Below are 18,434 nucleotides of genomic sequence, written 5' to 3'. Positions count from 1 at the left end.
ATGCGCGAAAGGCCGGAACAACGGCGCATCCTGGCCGTCCTGGTGGTGGCCCAGGTCCTCAGCGGGGCCGGGCTCGCCGCGGGCATCACCGTCGGGGCGCTCCTCGCCGAGGAGATGTTCGGCTCGACCGGGCTGGCGGGTGTGCCCAGTGCACTGTTCACCGCGGGAGCCGCGGGCGGCGCGGCCGGGATCGGCCGGCTGTGCCGCCGCTGGGGCCGGCGCCCCGGCCTCGCCCTCGGCTACGGCACCGGGGCGCTGGGCAGCCTCGGGGTGGTCGTGGCGGCCGCCGTCGGGAACCCCGTGCTGCTGTGCGGGTCCCTGCTGGTCTACGGGGCCGGTACCGCGACCAATCTGATGGCGCGTTACGCGGGCGCCGATCTGGCCTCCCCCGCGCGGCGCGGGCGGGCGGTGAGCACGGTGCTGTTCGCCACCACGCTCGGCGCGGTGGCCGGGCCCAACCTGGTGACCTGGACCGGTGACCTCGCGCGGTCCTGGGGCATCCCCCGGCTGGCCGGGCCGTTCATGCTGGCCTGCGTGGCGTTCGCCGCGGCGGCGCTGGTGCTGGCCGTGCTGCTGCGGCCCGACCCGCTCCGGCTGGCCGCGCGCCTGGCCGCCGCGCCGGAACGGGCGGATGCCGCACCGTCCGCTCCGGCGAGCGGCCGCCCGGGGAGCGATGCCCAACGGCGCGGCCTGGTGGCCGGCACCGCGGTCATGGTCCTCACCCAGCTGGTGATGATCGCGGTGATGACGATGACGCCGGTCCACATGCTGGCGCACGGGTCGGACCCTCAGTCCGCCGGGCTGGTCATCGCGCTGCACGTGGCGGCCATGTTCCTGCCCTCGCCGCTCACCGGGCTGCTCGTCGACCGGTACGGCCGGCGGTGGATCGCCGCCGCGTCCGGTCCGCTGCTGCTGGCGGCCGGTGTGCTCGCCGCGACGGCACCGCCGCACGCGGTGCCGCTGCTCGCCACGGCCCTGGTGCTGCTCGGCCTGGGCTGGAACGCCGGGCTGGTCAGCGGCACGGCCCTGGTCACCGACGCCCTGCCGCCCGAGCGGCGGGCCGCGGTCCAGGGCCTGGTCGACGTCGGTATCGCGGGCGCCGGTGCGGCCGGCGGACTGTCGTCGGGGCTGGTCGTGGCGGCGGGCGGGTACCCGGCCCTGGCGCTGGCCGGCGGGATTCTGGCGCTGGCCGTCGTGCCCGCCGTGGGCTGGTCGGCCCGGGTGCCGCGCACCGTCCGCGCGGCACCGGCGGCCGCCGGTACGGAAGCGGAGCGGTCGTGAACTCCCGTACGCGCGGCGGATGGTGCGCGGGTGCACCGGGGGAAATCTCGAAACATGGCGTCATTTCTCGTTTTCATTCCGGAAACCTGGATGCTGCACTGTGAGGGAAGGCTGTAGGCGTATGGACCTGCGACGGGGGGCGAGGATGCGGAAGGACCGCGGCACACCCGGCATACCGGTGCGCGGCCTGCTCCGGGTCCCGCTGCTCGCCGTCGCCGTGGTACTGGCGTTCCTGCTGGGTGCGGCGGCCGCCGGTGCCGGTGCGACCGCCACGTTCGCCGCCCCCGCCGCCAAGCCCGCGGGCGCCCCGCCCGCCGTCAAGCCCGGTTCCGACTCCGACGAGGAGAAGACCAAACGGGACGCCGAGCGCGGCGCCCCCCGGGGGACCACCCGTAGCTCCGTCGGCGTGCCGCGGCACGCCGGCCGTCCGCTGCCGCCGTCCGGCCCCGACGGCCCGGCGCTGCGGTCCGCCGGCGGGTCCGGCGGCCCGGCCGCGGGCACCTCCACCCGGGCCGCCTCAAGACCGGCCCCGTTCCCCGTCCTGCACTGCGTCTTCCGCTGCTGAGCGCGGCCGTGGTGGCTTGCTCCACCAGCCGCATCCCGTACGTTCCCGCCACCACCCCACAGTGGCACCACTCATCAGCAGGAGACCTCCTCGTGGAGACCTTCATCCAGCATGCCCGGGGCCTGACGGCCCGTATCGCCGAGCGGCGGGAGGAGCAGGAGACCTACGGCCGGCTGGCGGCCGGCCAGTCCCCCCTCGCCCTCTTCATCACCTGCTCCGACTCCCGGGTCGTACCGTCCCTGATCACCGGGGCCCGCCCGGGCGAACTCTTCGAACTGCGCACCGCCGGCAATGCCGTGCCCGTCTACCGCGAGGACATGGCGGCCTGCGCGGAGGCCGCCACCATCGAGTACGCGATGCGGGTCCTGCGCGTCGCCGACATCGTGGTCTGCGGTCATTCGCACTGCGGCGCGGTCGGCGCCAAGGCCCGCGGCGAGGACCTGACCGGCGCGCCGGCCGTACGCGACTGGCTGGCCCAGGCACTCTCCGACGAACTGCCCGAGGACCCCGAGCCGACGGTGGCCGCCGCCGTGCAGCAGCACGTGCGCCAGCAGCTCGACCGGCTGCGCGAGTACCCCTGCGTACAGGAGCGGCTGGCGGTCGGCGAGGTGAAGCTGCACGGCTGGTTCTACGAAGTGCACACCGGCCTGGTCGTGTCCCACCACCCGGCCTCCGACCTGTTCCTTCCGCTGTGAGCGCGGGGGTGACGACGATGAAACGACTGCTCTCCTCCCGCTCGGGGACCTTCCGGGCCGACTTCGCCGCCTCCCTGGTGGTCTTCCTGGTGGCCGTCCCGCTGTGCGTCGGGGTGGCCGTCGCCTCCGGCGTACCGGCCGAACTCGGCCTGGTCACCGGTGTCGTCGGCGGTCTGCTCACCGGGCTCCTCCCCGGCAGCAGCCTGCAGGTCAGCGGCCCGGCCGCGGGCCTGACGGTGCTGGTCTTCGAGGCCGTCAAGGAGTACGGCCTCGGGGCGCTGGGCGCCCTGGTGCTGGCGGCCGGCGTGCTCCAACTGACCATGGGCGCCCTGAAGTTGGGGCGCTGGTTCCGGGCGATCTCGGTCGCCGTCGTGCAGGGCATGCTGGCGGGCATCGGCCTGGTGCTGATCGCCGGTCAGCTCTACGCCCTCACGGACGCCAAGGCGCCGGGCAGCGGACTGGCCAACATCGGCGGGGTACCGGCACTGGTCGCCGCCACGGTCGGCTCGGGCACCGCGCTGTCCGCGCTCGCGGTCGGCGCCGGGACCGTCGCCGTGCTGGTCCTGTGGCCGCGCTGGCGGCGCGGTGCCCGGGTGCTCCCGGCGCCGCTGGTCGCGGTGGCGCTCGCCACCACCGCGGTCTGGGCGCTCGACCTGCCGGTCGCCCGGGTCCGGGTCAGCGGGCTGCTGGACGCGATCCAGCCACCGGGCATGTCGGACCTGGGCCGGCTCACCGACGTCGGTGTGCTGGGCACGGTCCTCGCCTTCGCGCTGATCGCCTCGGCCGAATCGCTGTTCAGCGCGGCGGCGGTGGACCGGCTGCACGACGGGCCGAAGACCGACTACGACAAGGAGCTGATGGCCCAGGGCGCCGGCAACACGGTGTGCGGCCTGCTCGGCGCGCTGCCGATGACCGCGGTCATCGTGCGCAGCGCGGCCAATGTGCAGGCCGGCGCGCGGACCAAGGCGTCGCGGGTGCTGCACGGGGTGTGGCTGCTGGTGTTCGCGGCGGCGTTCCCGGCCGCGCTGGGCATCGTCCCGGTGGCGGCCCTGGCGGGCGTACTGATCCACGCGGGCTGGAAGCTGCTGCCGTGGAAGTCGTGGCGGCCGCTGTGGCGCGAGCACCGCGGGGAGGCCGTGGTGCTGCTGGTCACCGCACTGGCCATCGTCACGGTCAACATGTTCGAGGGGGTGCTGATCGGTCTGCTGCTGGCGATCGCGAAGACGGCCTGGGAGACCTCGCACGTCCACCTGGACATCCACACCCCGGACGACGCCGAGCAGCCGGTGCTGGTACGGGCCGTCGGGAACGCCACGTTCCTGCGGCTGCCCAAGATCCTGGACGAGCTCGACGCGCTGCCCGACCACCGGGACGTCGAGCTGGACCTCGGCGGACTGCGCCATCTCGACCACGCCTGTGAGGCGGCGCTGACCAACTGGGCAGAGCAGCACCGCCGGAGCCTGCGGGCGGTGGAGCTGGTGTCCTGACGTCCTGCCGTACTGCCGTCCTTGTGGCCCGGCTTCGCGCACCGCACGGTGGGCGAGGCCGGGCCCCGGTCGTCAGGTCCCGCGGTGGGCGAGGCCGGGCCCCGGTCGTCAGGTCCCGCGGTGGTCCGGGCGGCGGGACACGACGGGGCGGCCGGGATGATTGCGTCCGCCGCGGTTGTTGAGCGAAGGTCAGGGCGGCCGCGGGCCGAGGTGCGCCGCGGCCGGTGCGATGACCGCCGTACAGGGAGAGAGGACGGGCGGATGCCTCTTCAGGGTGAGTACGAACCGAGCCCGACGCCGTGGGTGCGGGAGCAGGTCGAGGAGTACGAGAGCTCCGGCGGGACGCGGGGCACGACGATCCGTGGGCTGCCGGTCGTGGTCCTGACCACCCGGGGCGCCCGGAGCGGCCGGATCCGCAAGTCCCCGGTGATGCGGGTGGAGCACGAGGGGACGTACGCCGTGGTGGCGTCCCTGGGCGGCGCGCCCAAGAACCCCCTCTGGTACCACAACGTGGTCGCCGATCCCCGGGTGGAGCTCCAGGACGGCCCGGTCCGCCGGGACATGACGGCCCGTGAGGTCACCGGCGAGGAGAAGGCCGTGTGGTGGGGGCGGGCGGTCGAGGCGTTCCCCGATTACGACGCGTACCAGAAGAAGACGACCCGCGAGATCCCGTTGTTCGTGCTGGAGCCGGCGGCCACGGAACACGACTGAGGCCGCGGGTTTCCGTCGTCCGCTAGAGCCTCACGAGCGAGACCTCGGTGGCCTTGATGCCGGTCCACACCGGCACCCCGTCGGCCAGGCCGAGTTCGAGGGCGGCGGCCGGGGTGATCTCGGCGACGAGGTCGGGGGCGTGCGGCGAGGTGATCAGGATCCGCAGCCGGCTGCCCGCCGAGGTAATCTCCCGTACGGTGCCGGGCCAGACGTTGCGCGGGCTGCCGGCCGGCTTGTCGAGGTGGACGGAAACCGCCTCGGGGGCGATCACGGCCAGCGCCCTGGCGCCCTCGGGGAGGCGGTCGGCGACGACGAGGTGCCCGCCGCCGGCGAGCGCGAGGCCGTCGCCGGTGGCGGTGCCGGGCCAGGCATTGCGGCCCAGCATCCGGGCGACCCAGGGCGAGCGGGGATGCCGGGTGACCTCGGCGGGCGGGGCGTCCTGGAGGGCGCGCCCGTCGTCGAGGACGAGGACCCGGTCGGCGAGCGAGACCGCCTCGACGGGGTCGTGGGTGACGATCAGGCAGACCCCGTCGAAGCCCGCGAGATGGCCGCGCAGCGCGTGCCGGACGTGGGCGCGGGTGGTCTGGTCGAGGGCCGCCAGCGGTTCGTCGAGCAGCAGCAGGCGGGGGCGGGCGGCCAGGGCCCTGGCCAGTGCGACGCGTTGGGCCTGGCCGCCGGAGAGCTGGGCGGGGCGGCGGTGGGCGAGGTGGCCGACGCCGAGCCGGTCGAGCCATTCCTGGGCGGTGCGGCGGGCCCCGGCGCGCGGGACGCCGTGCGCCCGCAGTCCGTAGGCGGTGTTGCTCAGGGCGTTCAGGTGCGGGAAGAGCGCGCCGTCCTGCGGGACCCAGGCGACGCCGCGGCGGTGCGGGGGCAGGGCGGTGACGTCGGTGTCGCCGAGGCGCAGGGTGGCGTGGGCGCGCGGGGTGAGGCCGAGCAGGGCGCGCAGCAGGGTGGTCTTGCCGGCGCCGTTGGGGCCGACGACCGCGATGGTGGTGCCGGGCCCGGCGTCCAGGGTCAGTTCGGTGAAGCCGGTGACCTCGGCGTGCAGCGGCCAGCGGTCCCTCTGCGGCGCGTCGGCGGTCTCCTGACGCTCCGTCATGACGGGGTCGCCGCTGTCGGTTCCGGACGGCTCGGGCTCGTCCGCGGCCGGCGCGGTGCGCGGTGCCCGGCCTGCGGGCAGCGCGCCGGTCCAGCGGCCGCGCAGGCAGATCAGCACGGCCATGGCGATGACGAGCAGCAGCAGGGAGACCGAGGTGGCGGCTTCCGGGGAGTCCTGGAGCAGCAGGTAGACCTGGAGCGGGAGGGTCTGGGTGGTGCCGGGCAGATTGCCGGCGAAGGTGATCGTGGCGCCGAATTCACCGAGCGCGCGGGCCCAGGTGAGCGCGGCACCGGCGGCCAGGCCGGGGGCGACCATGGGGAGGGTGACCGTGGCGAAGACCCGGGCCGGGGACGCGCCGAGGGAGGCCGCGGTCTCCTCGTAACTGGGGCGCAGGCCGGCGAGCGTGCCCTCCAGGCTGATGACGAGGAACGGCATGGCGACGAAGGTGGCGGCGACCACCGCGCCCGAGGTGTGGAACGGCAGGACGATGCCGAAGGTGTCCTCCAGCCAGGGGCCGAGCAGCCCGCGGCGGCCGAAGCCGAGCAGCAGGGCGACACCGCCGACGGTCGGCGGCAGCACCATCGGCAGCAGCACCAGCGAGCGGACCACGGCCTTGCCGGGGAAGCTGACCCGGGCCAGCAGCCAGGCCAGCGGCACCCCGAGCAGCAGCGACAGGCCCAGCGCCCAGAAGGAGACCAGCAGCGAGAGGCCGAGCGCCTCGGTGACACCGGGGCTGGTCAGATGGGTGCCGAGGTCGCTCCAGGTGGTGCGGGCGAGGATGCCGAGCAGCGGCATCAGCAGGAACGCGACGGCGACCAGCGCGGGCACGGCGAGCGCGGCGGGGGTACGGGCGCCGGGCGTGCGGCGCCGGGCGGCCGCGGGGCGGGCCGGGGGGCGGGAGCGTCTCATCGTCGGTCCTGGGGTCGGGGCGGGTCGGGCCGGCCGGTGCCGGCGGGCCGGGGCGGGCCGCCCCGGTGGCGCGCACGGGGCTGTCCGCTCCCCCGAGCCGGGCAGTCCCGTGCGCGCTTCAGCCCCGTTACGGCTTCTGGAAGCCCGCGTCCTGAAGGATCTTCTGGGCCTCGGGGGTGCTCAGCCACTTCACGAAGGCGGCCGCTGCGGCGGCGTGCTTCGAGGTCTTCAGGGTCGCGGCCGGGTAGGCGGCGACGGCGTTCTGCTGGTCGGGGATGTCGATCGCGTCGACCTTCTTCGGCGCGGTGGCGGCGTCCGTCTTGTAGACCAGGCCGGCGTCCGCCTCGCCCAGTTCGACCTTGCTGAGGACGGCGCGGACGTTGGGCTCCTGCGAGACCGGCGTGACCTTGAGCTTCTGGGCGTCCAGGACCTGCTTGCCGTAGCGGCCGACCGGCACCTCGGGGGCGGCGAGCACGACCTTCAGCTCGCTGTCGGTGAGGTCCTTGAGGGTGTGGACCTTCTTCGGGTTGCCCTCGCCGGTGACGATGACCAGGCGGTTGTGGGCGATGACGGTCGGGGTGCCGGCGTCCGCCTTCAGCCCGTCCATGGTCCTGGTGTCGGCGGTGACCAGTGCGTCGGCGGGGGCGCCCTGCTTGACCTGGGCGGCGAGCTCCTGGGAGCCGGCGAAGGAGAAGTTCACCTTCGTTCCCGGGTGGTCCTTCTCGTACGCCGCGCCGGCCTTCTTGAAGACGTCGGTGAGCGAGGACGCGGCGAGCACGGTGAGCTGCGCGCCGGCGGCCTTGCCGCCGGACTTCTCGGCGCCCTGGCCGGTCTTGGCGTCGTCCTTGCCGCAGGCGGCGAGCGGGACGAGGAGGGCGGCGGTCAGGACCGCGGCGGCGGCGCGGCGTCCGGTGCGGAACGGGGGCATGGGCGGGACTCCTTGTGACGCGGGACGAGGGGTCGTCCGAGCGGATGGAACAGCCGCGCCGGTTGGGGCCTCCCCTGCTCGAGGACGTTCGAGAGCTGGGGGAAGGGCGACGCCGCTGGGGTGAGCAGCCGGCCGGTGGGGACGGGGGCGCGGTCCCGGCTGTGGTGCGGCCGCGGTGGACGGTGGGGAGCCGGTCCGGTGGTGCGGGCGGACGTCACCGCGGGGGTTCGGGGAGCGGCCGGGTGGCCTTCAGGAGCGGTCGATGTGCACGCTGGTGGATTTCACGCGGGCGGTGGCCTGCATGCCGACCTCCAGTCCCAGTTCCTCCACCGCTTCCCGGGTCAGCAGGGAGACCAGCCGGTGCGGACCGGCCTGGATCTCGACCTGGGCGGCGACATCGCCGAGTTTCACGGCGGTGACGATGCCCGGGAAGGCGTTGCGGGCGGAGGTGTACGAGGCGTCGTCCTCACCGGTGCCGGTCTGCGCCACCTCGATGGAGAAGGCGGCCAGGTCCCGGCCGTCGATGAGGCGGCGGCCGCTGTCGTCGCGATGGGTCGCGACCCTGCCGGCGTCCGCCCACCGGCGGGCGGTGTCCGGGCTGACGCCCAGCAGCCGCGCCGCCTGGCCGATCGTGTAGGACTGCATGTGCGACAAGATAGGCAGCTCAGGCTGGCAGGTGCAATCGACAGGACGGATCTCCGTAGCAAATGCCATTCGCCTTGGAGGAAGGGACGAATTTCCTCGCGGTGCGCGGCCGGGCGGCAGCGCGCAGGGTGTGGGCATGAGTCTGAGCATCCGTAACCAGTTGCCCGGGACCGTCCGCTCCGTCTCCCCCGGCGAGGTCATGGCCCTGGTCAGGGTCCGGCTGGACGGCGGGCAGGAGATCACCGCCGCGGTCACCCGCGAGGCGGTCGGGCAGCTGGGGCTGACGGAGGGCACTCCGGTGCGTGCCCTGGTCAAGTCCACCGAGGTCGCCCTGGCCACCGGTGGGGTCGAGGGGCTGAGCATCCGCAACCGGCTGCCCGGTACGGTCACCGACGTCTCGGCCGGCGGTGCGATGGCCGGGGTGAAGGTCACCGTCGCGGGCGGCGAACTGACCGCGGCGATCACCAGGGACGCGGCCGAGGACCTGGGGCTGGCGGCCGGTTCCGAGGTGACCGCGCTGGTCAAGTCCACCGAGATCGCGCTCGCCGCGGCCTGACCGCCCCGGCGCGGACGTCACTGCGGCTGCTCGGGCGGGGCCGGGTGGTGAGCGCCGACGGAGGCGCCACGGCACTCCCCCGGCGAACGGTTCGCGGCCGGGCGGCGAGGCGGTCGCCGTGGTCCACGCGGCCCCGGACGCCGAGGGCTGCACCCCGCCCGCCGAGGTCTGGCCGGCGCTCACCACCTGCCGTCCGCAGGCGCCGCTGCACGCCGGGGGCAGTGCTTCCGTAGCGACCCCGGCGACCTCAACTCCGCCTACTTGTCCCGGCTGGACCACAAACTCGACCTGCACGCGGCCCTGCTGTGCCGTTGAGGGAGCCGCCCCGGCCGGGCCGCTGAGGGGGACGCCCCCTGCTCGGTCCCGCCCGGCCGGTCGATGTGCACATTGGTCGACTTCACCCGGGCGGTGGCGGTCACCCCGACCTCGATCCCCAGCTCCTCGACCGCCTCCCGGCTGACCACCGACACCAGCCGGTGCGGCCCGGACTGGATCTCGACCTGGGCGATCACCTCGTCCATCGTCACCTTGGTGACGATCCCCGCGAAGGAGTTCCGCACGGACGTGAGCGCCTCACCGGGCACCGGATGCAGTCCGGTGGCGCGCTCCTTGGCGAACGCGGCCAGGCCGACCCCGTCGATGACGCGGTTCCCGCCGCCGTCCCGCTCCATCCGCAGCTGACCGCCGTCGGCCCACCGCCGGACGGTCTCCGAACTCACACCCAGCAGCTGCGCTGCCTGACCGATGCTGTACGTCGGCACGGTCGCACTCCAGGGCAGCCCGGCCACCGCGCCGCCGGCGGCTGCCGGGCCATCCCTCCCGGGGCCCGCTGCCATCCGAACGGAGCAGCGGAATCCGCCGTCGGCGCGAGCGGACCACCCCTGGCGGGCCCGGGGCCCGCCGCCGTCGGGACACGGCACGGGACGGCCCAACTCGCCGTACATCACACCAGGTTGGGTCGCGGAACGCCCGCTGAGCCGACGTCAAGGTAGAGGAGTTCGTGGCGGTTGCCGAATTTCCTCCCGTTGCGTCCCAAAAATCCCGATGTGAATCTGGTATCCCATTCGTCAAAGGAGTTGATCGCATGGTTACGGATCGCACGGCGCCGGTCGAGACGGCCACCCTGGCCGCCGAGGTCGAGGGACTGCTTGAACCCGCCGAGGCCGACGGCGTCTTCCGCGACACCCGCGAGTGTGGAGGTGCGCTGCTGCTGGCCGCGCTGCTCCTGATCTCGCCGCCCACCCCCCGGCCCAAGACTGACGTCCGCTGAGGGGAAAGCGTTGGCTGAACAGACGCAAGGAGCAGTCCCGCTCAGCGCTGTGATCGCCGATGCCGCAACCGGGGTCGCCCTCGCCCTGCGGGGTGAGGGCGACCCTTATGCGTTGTCCGGCATGCTGCGGCACGAGGATGCGCTGACCCCGGCCGCGGTACGGGTGCTCGGCGCCGATGCGCTGGCGCCGTACGCCGTGGAACCCCGGACGGCACCGGCCGGCGTGGACGACGAAGCGGTGGTGCGGCAGGCTCTGATGGCCTATCCGCCGGGTGACGGCGCCTCGGAGGTGTCGCTGTGGAGTTACCGCGGTCTGGTCGAGGCCGCACACGCGTTCCTGCCCGGGGGCGGCCGTCCGTGGCCGCCCGCACCGGAGGCCGGCACCGCGTGGATCGGCGAGTCCCCCTGGCCGAAGCTGTCGCACCGGGTGTCCCAGCTGGCCGCGCTGGCCCTGCCGGGGCTGGCGTCCGGCCTCGCCGAGCAGCTCGCCGCCCGTGCGGACGACCTGTCCCGGGGCTTCGTCCGGGCGGTCCGCCGCCGGGACTGGCCTCAGGCGGCCGGTGTGGGCCGCTGGCTGGCCCGGCTGCCGGACGTGCCTCAGACCCTCGGGCTGGACAGTGGGCTGGCGTTCGTCCATCAGATGGGCGGTGCCGATCCGCGGGTCGCGCTGCACGTCGCGGCCGCCCGGCGGTTCTACGGGCGGGGCGGATGACCGGCGGGCACGGCGACCCGGGGCTGCTGGACCACATGGTCGAAGCGAGCCTCGGGTGGCTGGACGGGGCGCGCGGGTCCTTCCGCCTGCCGCCCGACGTGACGACCGATGCCGACCCCAATCTGACCCTCAAACCGCTCGGCGAGCTGGCGGAACTCAGCCAGCTGATCGGGGCGGTGCACCCGCGCGAGGAGATCCGCCGGACCGCCCGCGGGCTGTTCGCGTTCGCCTGGAACGAGACCCGGGACGGGGAACTCTTCGCCGAACTGATCCGCGGCGAGCCGTTCGCCACCTACCCGGTGGAGCTGTACGGGGTGTTCGCGCGGGCCGGGCTGCGCCACGCCGAGGCCGACGATCTGGTGCGGACCACCACGCGGCTGCGCGGCTGGCGGGTGGCGCGCGAGGACCACACCCGTACGCTCGGGGTGCTGAACGCCGAGCGGCGGATCGGGCTGCGGCCGCACGCCGACTTCGGCTCGGTGCTGGCGCTGACCGGGCTGGGCCGGCTGCCGGAGCCCTGGGCGCTGGACCGCAAGGCGGCCTACGGCATCACCCACGACGTGTTCCACCTGACCGACTGGGGGCGCGACCGGCAGCGGCTGTCCCCCGAGCTCGCCGGCTATCTGCGGCTGTGGCTGCCCTCCTGGCTGGAGAACTGGCTGGAGGAGCAGCTGTGGGACCTGGTCGGCGAGCTGCTGGCGGTGACCGCGTGCCTGCCCCGGGCCCCGTACCACCCGGTGGCCTGGCAGCGGCTGGCCGGTGCCCAGGCGGCCGACGGCAGCGTGCCGGAGAGGGGCGCGGCGCCCGGCTCCGGCGACCCGGACGAGATGTTCACCGCCTGCTACCACTCCACCCTGGTGACCGCGTTCGCCGCCACCCTGGCCCGGATCGCCGCCGACGAGGCCGAGACCGGCCCGCGCGGCGGGGACCCGGTGCTGGTGGGCGGCCGGACGCCCGGCGAAAGCGAGAGTGCCCCGTGACCGTGACGGCCGCGTCCCCCGCCCTGCTGCACGGTGTCGGCGACCGGGCCCTGACCTGGCTCGACGACCACCGCGAGCACTTCCGGCTGACCCCCGAGGACTTCCGCTCCGGCGGTGCGGTGGTCGAACGGCTCAAGCCGATCGGGGAGCTGGCGCTCAACATGCAGGTGCTGTTCCGGGAGGGCGTGGCCGGTTCCCGGCAGAAGGCCCGGGCCGGGCAGCTGCTGGACTTCGCCTGGCGCGAGCTGCTGGACGGCGGCAACGTGCTGGCCCGGCTGCAGCACGACGAGCCGCTCTCCCCCGTACCGCTGGAGGTCTATGCGACCTTCCACGAGCTGGGCCACCGGCACCCGGGGCTGGAGGCGGCGGTGCAGGTGTGCCGGCACACCGCCACCTGGAACGCGCTGGAGATGATGCCCAACCGGCGCCTCGGGGTGCTGAACGCCGAGCGCAAGCTGGGCCTCACCCCCAGCAGCGACTTCGGGACGGCGGTGGCGCGCACCTGGCTGGGGCAGCTGGCCGAGCCGTGGACGGTGCAGCTGCACATCGCCTACGACCTCACCCACACCGTCTTCCACCTCACCAACTGGGGCGAGGCGCCCGAGCGGATCCCGCCGGACATCGCGGACTACCTCACGCGGTACCTGCCGGCCTGGACGGAGGACTGGGCGGACCTCGAACACTGGGACCTGCTGGGCGAGTTGCTGGTCGTCGACGCCTGTCTGCCGCGGCCCACACTGGACGCGGAGCTGTGGGAGCGGTACGCCGCCGCGCAGTCGGACAGCGGCGCGATGCCGATCCAGGGCCGGATGCCCGAGGGCGATCCGGCGCGGGTCTTCGACCTGGTGCACCACCCCACCCTGGTCGCCGCGTTCGCCTCGGCGATGGCCACCTCCCGGGCCATGTCCGCGGTCTGATGGGCGGGCTCTGATGGGCGCGGCAGGCCCCACCCCGCCGGCCGACCGCCTCGCCGACGCGGTCACCCGGATCGACGCGCCGGACGTGGTGCTGGCGGTGACCCGGCGGGGCGTGCGGACCGTGGTCACCGGCGGCACCGCGCTGGCCCCGCCCACCCCGCGGCAGGCCCTGCGCTACGAACTCGGCTCGCTGTCCAAGACGTTCACCGTGCTGCTGCTGGCCGATCTGGCCCGGTCCGGGGTGCTGTCGCTGGACGATCCGCTGGTCGGCCATCTGCCCGACCTGCCGCTGCGGTATCCGCACTCCCGCCGGATCACCCTGTGGCACCTGGCCACCCACACCTCGGGGCTGCCGCGGATCCCCGCGGACCTGGTCGCCGGTGCGCTGCTGCATCCGTACGCCAACGGCTACGCCCGCTACGACACCGAGCGGCTGCTGCGGACCTTCGCCCGCACCCGGCCCCGCAACCGGCCGGGCACCCGCTGGCGGTACTCGAACTTCGGGCTGGCGCTGCTCGGTCCGGCGATGTCCCGCGCCGCGGGCGAGGACTATCCGGCGCTGCTCGGCGGCCGGGTGCTGGGCCCGCTGGGGCTGTCCGGGACGGCACTGGCGCCCGGCGCGACCGGCACCGACGCGGTCGGGCACCGGACGAACGGGGTGACGCCGGTGGCCAGCGCCGACATGGGCGCGTTCATGGCCGCCGGGTCGGTCCGGGCCACGCCCGGCGACCTGCTCAGGTATCTGGAGGCGCACCTGTCGCCGGAGGACACCCCGCTGGCCGGCCCGCTGCGCGACGTCCAGGTGCCGCTGCTGCGGCGCGGCTGGCGGCGCCGCAACACCCACACCCTGACGTGGTACCAGCACCCGGCGCCGCGCGGGCCGTTGCTGTTCCACGTCGGGGCGACCTTCGGGCAGCAGGCGTTCCTCGGGTTCCACCCGGCCACGCACACCGGTCTGGTCGCGCTGGCCACCCGGCGCGGCCGTACCTGCCGGATGATCACCACCGCCTACGAGACGCTGTACGCGCTGGCCGGTGAGCCGCCCGCATGACCGCGCGGCCCGGCGGTCACGGCTCGCCGGCCAGGATCCGGGGCAGGGAGGTGCCCGGGCGTTCCTCGCTGGCCTGCCGGAAGACCTCCGTGTAGGCCCGGTCGCCGATCGCCGCGCGGGCCCGCTGCTCGCACTCCTCGCGGACCGCGCGCAGTTCCGGGGTGCCGCGCTGGGGGTGCCCGACGGTGCGCCAGAGTGCCTGGCCGCTGCCGTAGACCCGGGCGGCCGCGGCGCCGGCGCCCTGGGCGGCCAGTGCGGCGGCGAGCAGGTCCAGACCGAGGGCGATGCCGAACTTGTCGCCGATGCCCTGCTTGGCGGCGAGCATCGCCCGGGCGTGGCCGGCCGATTCCCCGGGCCGGCCCTGGAACAGCGAGATCAGGGAGAGCTGGTAGTCGGTGTAGGAGCGGGTCCAGTACTCGCCGCGTGCGACGCAGCCGCGGCGCAGTGCGGTGGCCTCGGTGCGGGCCTCGGTGAGCTTGCCGATGCCGGTGAGCGCGAAGATCCGGACCAGGTGGCAGCGCAGCCGCCCGGGCGAGTCGAAGGGGGCGTCCGGCGGCGGGCCGAGGACCTGGTCGGTGACGGCGTGGGCGGACATCGGGCGGCCGGCCATCAGGTGGGTGAGGCCGATGAGGTAGCCGGCCTCCAGCACCGCCTCGGCGTCGCCGGAGGTCTGCGCGGCCCGTGCGCACTGAAGCCCGAGGGCGTCGGCCTGCGGCAGATCGCCCTGGAGGAGCACGGCGACGCCGAGCGCCCACAGGGCCCGGGTGCGGGCGCGGCTGGGCCTGTCGTCGGCGGCCAGCGCGCGGGAGAGGTAGTCGCGGGCCTCGTGCAGATGGCCGCAGCAGCTCCAGAAGAAGCCGACCGCGGCGCTGAGTTCCTGGGCCCGTTCGGGGGCGGTGACCAGCAGGTGGTCCAGTGCGGTGCACAGGTCGACGTGCGCATCGGCGATCCTGCGGTACCAGCCGACCTGCCCGGGGCCCAGCCAGGCCTGTTCCGCGCGGCGGCCGTGGCCGACGAAGTGTGCGGCGTGCCGGTCGGCGAGGGCGGGCGCCTCACCGAGCTCGCCGAGCCACATCCGGCCGTACTCGCGCAGGGTGTCGAGCATGCGGAAGCGGCCGCCCTCGCGGGAGAGCACGGACTTGGCGGCCAGTCCGGTCAGGGCGGTGTGCACCTCCGCCTCGGTGAGCGGCCCGCCGGTGCACACCGCGCCGGCCGACTCCGTGTCGAAGGTGCCGCGGAAGACCGAGAGCCGGGCCCACAACAGCCGCTCCAGGGGGGTGCACAGTTCGTGGCTCCAGCCGATGGTGCAGCGCAGGGTGCGGTGGCGGGGCGGCAGCGGCAGCCCCTCGCCGGTGTCGAGGGTGTCGAAGCGGGTGGCCAGCCGCTCCGCGATCCGCTGGACGGAGCTGGTGGCCATCTGCGCGCCGGCCAGCTCCAGGGCGAGCGGAATGCCTTCGAGCCGCCGGCAGATGCCGTCGGCGGTGGCCGCGTGGGCGGGGTCGGTGAGGACGAGGCCGGGCGCGGCGGTGCCGGCCCGGTCGGTGAGGAGGGTCAGGGCGTCGTTGTCGCCGGTACAGGGCAGCGGGCCGATCTCGGTGACGCGTTCGCCGTCGAGGCCGAGCGGCTGCCGGCTGGTGACGAGTACGGTCACGCCGGGCGCGGCGGTCAGCAGGTCGCCGAGCAGGTCGCGGCAGCCGGGTACGAGGTGTTCGCAGGAGTCCAGCACCAGCAGCAGGCGTTTGTCGGTGAGCCAGGAGCACAGTGCGGCGGCCGGGGTGCGCGCGGTGTGGTCGGCGAGACCCACGGCGTCGCAGACCGTGGCCAGCAGCCGCCCCTCGCCCTGTAACGGCCACAGGTCGGCCCAGCCGACCCCGTCGGGGAACCGCGGTGCCGCCGCCCGGGCCGCCCGGACGGCGATCCGGGTCTTGCCCACCCCACCGGGCCCGGTCAGGGTGACCAGCCGGTGTGCCGCCAACTCCTGGTCGATCCGCTCCAGTTCGCTCCGTCGTCCGACGAAGCTGGTCGACTCCTCGGGAATGCTGCTCGCCACGGGGCCAGTGTGCCCCAGCTTCGGCCCGGGTGGCGCGGGGTGGCGTGGTGGTGCGGGGGCGCCGGGTTGACGCCGGGGCGGCAGCGGGTGCGCGGGGTCAGGGCGTGACCACCGGGAACGTCGGGTCCGGGCCGGTGGCGAGGGCGAGGAGGGTGCCGAGGGGGCCGGGTTCGACGGGCGGGGCGGGTTCGGTGGGGGTGTGGGGGGTGAGGAGGTCGAGGAGCTGGGGCCTGGTGAGGGTCAGGGTGAGGTCGGGGCTGCCGTCGGCGGTGGGGGCCGGGGCACCGGGGGAAGCCCGGTGGGTGAGGGCGCCGTGGGAGAGGGTCAGCCGCCAGGTGCGGTCCTCGTCGGGGAGGTAGAGGTCGAGGGTGAGCGCGGTGGACCAGGCGCGCGGCCCGTCGATGCGCAGCGCCAGCGAGTCCAGGAGCTGGTCGACGGTGAGCGCCCGGGCGAGGTCGGGGGCGGCGGTGGCGTCCTGGGTGTCGTCCCGGGCGGCGGGGGCGCCGCGCAGTTCGCCCGCACCGGTGAGGTAGACGTTGCGCCAGACCGCGTTCTCCGCGCCGTGGCCCAGGCGTTCGTAGACCTCGGCGAGGGCGCGGCGGGCCCGCACGTTGTGCGGGTCGGCGAAGACGGCGTGGTTGAGGAGGGTCGCGGCGAACCGCAGGTCGCCGTCGGCCGCGTAACTCTTGCCGGCGTTCACGGTGGCCTCGACGCCGCCGAGGGCGTGGACGTAGCGCCGGGCCTGTTCGGCCGGCGGGTGCTCCCACAGGTGGGCGGGGTTGCCGTCGAACCAGCCCAGGTGGCGCTGGGCGACCGCCTTGACGTGGTCGCTGACCGAGCCGTAGTAGCCGTGGTGGGACCACACCCGCGCGAGGGCCGGCGGCAGCCGCAGCTGCTCGGCGATCTCGGTGCCGGTGTATCCGGCGTTGAGCAGCCGCAGGGTCTGGTCGTGCAGGTAGGCGTACAGGTCGCGCTGGCCGGCCAGGAAGGCCCGGATGCGGTCCTTGCCCCAGGTCGGCCAGTGGTGCGAGGCGAAGGCGACCTCGGTGCCGTCGCCGAAGAGGGCGAGCGCCTCGTCGAGGTGGCGGGCCCAGGCCCGGCTGTCGCGGACCGCCCCGCCGTACAGCGGCAGGACGGTGTGCAGGGTGTGGGTGGCGTTCTCGGCCAGGCAGAGCGCCCGGTGCGCGGGGAAGCCGAAGTTCATCGCGGCGGGGGCCTCGGCGTCCGGGGTGAGCTGGAAGACGAGGTGGACGCCGTCGAGGATCTCCTCCTGGCCGGTGCGGGTGATGTCCACGGTCGGCGGGATCAGGGTGCGGGTGCCGGTGGACCGGGTGGTGCCCAGCCCGCAGCCGATCTGGCCGTCCGGCCCCTTCGGCAGCGCGGTGCCGTACGTGAAGGCGGCGCGCCGGGACCGCGCGGGTCCGGCGTCGAGCTGCTCGCCGACGGCGTGGGCGAGGAAACCGGCCGGGGCGAGGACGGGTACGGGGTCGTGCCCGGCGGGGACGACGCCGCCGGCGCCGCCGAAGTGGCCGGCGTGCGAGTGGGTGTAGATCAGCCCGGTGACCGGCCGGTCACCGCGGTATTTGCGGTACAGCTCCAGGGCCGCGGCGGCGGTCTCGGTGGAGAGCAGCGGGTCGACGACGATGACGCCGTGGTCGCCCTCGACCAGCGTCATATGGGCCAGGTCCAGGCCGCGGGCCTGGTAGATGCCGTCGGTGACCTCGTAGAGACCCTGGCGGCTGACCAGCCTGCCCTGGCGCCAGAGGCTCTCGTGGGCGGTGTCGGGGCAGTTCTGGGCCAGGAATCCGTAGGCCGCGGCGTCCCAGACCGGCCGGCCGTCGTCCGTGGTGATCCGCGGCGGGTCGAGCTCGGCGATGAAGCCGCGGTCGGCGTCGGCGAAGTCTTCGTGGTCATCGACGGGTGCAGCGGTCACGGGGCGCTCCCTCTCCGGGGCGGCGGCGGGCCCAAGGCCCCTGCCCCACACGATCGATTTAACCGGCTTTGTCCGGGTGGCGCATGCCTGCCTCCGGAGCGGCCGGGGAGCGCCGGCACGGCCAACGGCGTTACGGGCAGGGCCGGGCAGGGCACAACCACGCAGGTGGGGTCGTATCCGGGCGCGGCAATCCGGCCGGCCGGGGCGGGCCCGCCGCGCTCTTCCGGGAGGGGAGGGACGCCCTCTGTCCCCGTACGACGACCGCGCCTTCGGCGAGCTCGCCGAGTCGTTCCGGCACCACGCCGTTCCGTACGCCCGCCCCCGCACCCCGCCTGCCTGCCGCCCCACCCGGTCGCGTGCCGGGCGCCGGGGCCTGGGCTGGCTGGTGCCCGCCGCCGCGGCCGGCAGCCTGGCCGCCGGGATCCTGCTGGCGCACGCCCTGCTCCTGGCGGGCGGGCTGGTCCTGGCGGGCCTCGCCGGACACCTGGCGGCGGGCGGGCGCGGCCCGTACCGATAGGGGTCCGACCGGTACCGATAGGGGTCCTGACCGGCACCGAGGGGCGGTTCTGCCCGGGCCGGAGACGGCATACGGCCGCCGGCCGGCCTGTCCGGGAAGGGCAGGCGGACCGGCGGTCACTCATTGCG

17 protein-coding genes and 1 pseudogene are annotated in these 18,434 nt (G+C 74.9%); 12 read left to right on the top strand and 6 right to left on the bottom strand.

Annotated elements, in window-relative coordinates:
* The 5 genes from ACGF4C_RS17235 (at position 1) to ACGF4C_RS17215 (ending at position 4,739) form a co-directional block, all read left to right on the top strand.
* Positions 1 to 1,281 carry an MFS transporter gene (locus ACGF4C_RS17235; RefSeq protein WP_393567066.1) on the top strand — a complete coding sequence of 427 codons (1,281 nt, stop codon included), beginning with the start codon at positions 1 to 3 and terminating at the stop codon, positions 1,279 to 1,281.
* Positions 1,282 to 1,426: 145 nt separating this feature from the next.
* A complete protein-coding gene (locus ACGF4C_RS17230; RefSeq protein WP_393567065.1) occupies positions 1,427 to 1,846 on the top strand; it encodes a hypothetical protein in 420 nt (139 codons plus the stop codon).
* A gap of 92 nt (positions 1,847 to 1,938) precedes the next feature.
* On the top strand, positions 1,939 to 2,541 hold the full coding sequence (locus ACGF4C_RS17225; protein ID WP_393567063.1) for a carbonic anhydrase: 603 nt from the start codon (positions 1,939 to 1,941) through the stop codon (positions 2,539 to 2,541).
* A gap of 17 nt (positions 2,542 to 2,558) precedes the next feature.
* The gene (locus tag ACGF4C_RS17220) at positions 2,559 to 4,028 is read left to right on the top strand and encodes a SulP family inorganic anion transporter (protein WP_393567061.1); all 1,470 of its coding nucleotides are present in this window, start codon (positions 2,559 to 2,561) and stop codon (positions 4,026 to 4,028) included.
* Between the two features lie 261 nt (positions 4,029 to 4,289).
* Positions 4,290 to 4,739: a nitroreductase family deazaflavin-dependent oxidoreductase gene (locus tag ACGF4C_RS17215; protein WP_393567059.1), complete on the top strand. Its 450-nt coding sequence runs from the start codon at positions 4,290 to 4,292 to the stop codon at positions 4,737 to 4,739.
* A 22-nt stretch (positions 4,740 to 4,761) separates the two neighbouring features.
* Here ACGF4C_RS17215 and ACGF4C_RS17210 read toward each other — a convergent pair whose 3' ends face one another.
* The 3 genes from ACGF4C_RS17210 to ACGF4C_RS17200 all read right to left on the bottom strand — a co-directional run bounded on the left by ACGF4C_RS17210 (position 4,762) and on the right by ACGF4C_RS17200 (position 8,320).
* The gene (locus tag ACGF4C_RS17210; protein WP_393567058.1) at positions 4,762 to 6,747 is read right to left on the bottom strand and encodes an ABC transporter permease; all 1,986 of its coding nucleotides are present in this window, start codon (positions 6,745 to 6,747) and stop codon (positions 4,762 to 4,764) included.
* A 127-nt stretch (positions 6,748 to 6,874) separates the two neighbouring features.
* A complete protein-coding gene (gene modA / locus ACGF4C_RS17205; RefSeq protein WP_393567057.1) occupies positions 6,875 to 7,675 on the bottom strand; it encodes a molybdate ABC transporter substrate-binding protein in 801 nt (266 codons plus the stop codon).
* A 249-nt stretch (positions 7,676 to 7,924) separates the two neighbouring features.
* Complete coding sequence (locus ACGF4C_RS17200) at positions 7,925 to 8,320, bottom strand: molybdopterin-binding protein (RefSeq protein WP_030411123.1); 396 nt, start codon at positions 8,318 to 8,320, stop codon at positions 7,925 to 7,927.
* A gap of 136 nt (positions 8,321 to 8,456) precedes the next feature.
* On the opposite strand from ACGF4C_RS17200, the gene ACGF4C_RS17195 reads away from it, so the two are divergent.
* Positions 8,457 to 8,876 carry a molybdopterin-binding protein gene (locus ACGF4C_RS17195; protein WP_393567054.1) on the top strand — a complete coding sequence of 140 codons (420 nt, stop codon included), beginning with the start codon at positions 8,457 to 8,459 and terminating at the stop codon, positions 8,874 to 8,876.
* Between the two features lie 368 nt (positions 8,877 to 9,244).
* Here the strand turns inward: ACGF4C_RS17195 and ACGF4C_RS17190 are convergent.
* Positions 9,245 to 9,637, bottom strand: a pseudogene (locus ACGF4C_RS17190) (molybdopterin-binding protein); the annotation flags it as partial.
* 323 nt (positions 9,638 to 9,960) lie between these two features.
* On the opposite strand from ACGF4C_RS17190, the gene ACGF4C_RS17185 reads away from it, so the two are divergent.
* From ACGF4C_RS17185 to ACGF4C_RS17165, 5 genes are read left to right on the top strand one after another with little or no spacing between them, the layout of a single operon-like run.
* Positions 9,961 to 10,146: a hypothetical protein gene (locus ACGF4C_RS17185; protein WP_030411128.1), complete on the top strand. Its 186-nt coding sequence runs from the start codon at positions 9,961 to 9,963 to the stop codon at positions 10,144 to 10,146.
* A 10-nt stretch (positions 10,147 to 10,156) separates the two neighbouring features.
* Positions 10,157 to 10,858: a hypothetical protein gene (locus tag ACGF4C_RS17180; protein ID WP_393567053.1), complete on the top strand. Its 702-nt coding sequence runs from the start codon at positions 10,157 to 10,159 to the stop codon at positions 10,856 to 10,858.
* The gene (locus ACGF4C_RS17175; protein WP_393567051.1) at positions 10,855 to 11,838 is read left to right on the top strand and encodes a DUF6895 family protein; all 984 of its coding nucleotides are present in this window, start codon (positions 10,855 to 10,857) and stop codon (positions 11,836 to 11,838) included. The genes ACGF4C_RS17180 and ACGF4C_RS17175 overlap by 4 nt, the downstream gene beginning before the upstream one ends.
* The gene (locus ACGF4C_RS17170; protein WP_393567050.1) at positions 11,835 to 12,755 is read left to right on the top strand and encodes a DUF6895 family protein; all 921 of its coding nucleotides are present in this window, start codon (positions 11,835 to 11,837) and stop codon (positions 12,753 to 12,755) included. The genes ACGF4C_RS17175 and ACGF4C_RS17170 overlap by 4 nt, the downstream gene beginning before the upstream one ends.
* 13 nt (positions 12,756 to 12,768) lie before the next feature.
* Complete coding sequence (locus ACGF4C_RS17165) at positions 12,769 to 13,806, top strand: serine hydrolase domain-containing protein (protein WP_393567048.1); 1,038 nt, start codon at positions 12,769 to 12,771, stop codon at positions 13,804 to 13,806.
* 16 nt (positions 13,807 to 13,822) lie between these two features.
* Here the strand turns inward: ACGF4C_RS17165 and ACGF4C_RS17160 are convergent, their stop codons facing one another.
* Positions 13,823 to 15,856: an ATP-binding protein gene (locus ACGF4C_RS17160; protein ID WP_393567046.1), complete on the bottom strand. Its 2,034-nt coding sequence runs from the start codon at positions 15,854 to 15,856 to the stop codon at positions 13,823 to 13,825.
* 97 nt (positions 15,857 to 15,953) lie between these two features.
* Positions 15,954 to 17,789: an alkyl/aryl-sulfatase gene (locus ACGF4C_RS17155; RefSeq protein WP_393567045.1), complete on the bottom strand. Its 1,836-nt coding sequence runs from the start codon at positions 17,787 to 17,789 to the stop codon at positions 15,954 to 15,956.
* Positions 17,790 to 18,174: 385 nt separating this feature from the next.
* On the opposite strand from ACGF4C_RS17155, the gene ACGF4C_RS17150 reads away from it, so the two are divergent.
* Positions 18,175 to 18,306: a hypothetical protein gene (locus tag ACGF4C_RS17150; protein WP_393567043.1), complete on the top strand. Its 132-nt coding sequence runs from the start codon at positions 18,175 to 18,177 to the stop codon at positions 18,304 to 18,306.
* Positions 18,307 to 18,434: the final 128 nt, after the last annotated feature.

Origin of the sequence: Streptomyces sp. NPDC048197, from assembly GCF_043202395.1 — a bacterium.
GTDB classification, from domain to species: Bacteria; Actinomycetota; Actinomycetes; order Streptomycetales; family Streptomycetaceae; genus Streptomyces; species Streptomyces siderophoricus.
Note: the sequence above shows the minus strand (reverse complement) of the source record. Positions and strands in the feature narration are given on the sequence as shown.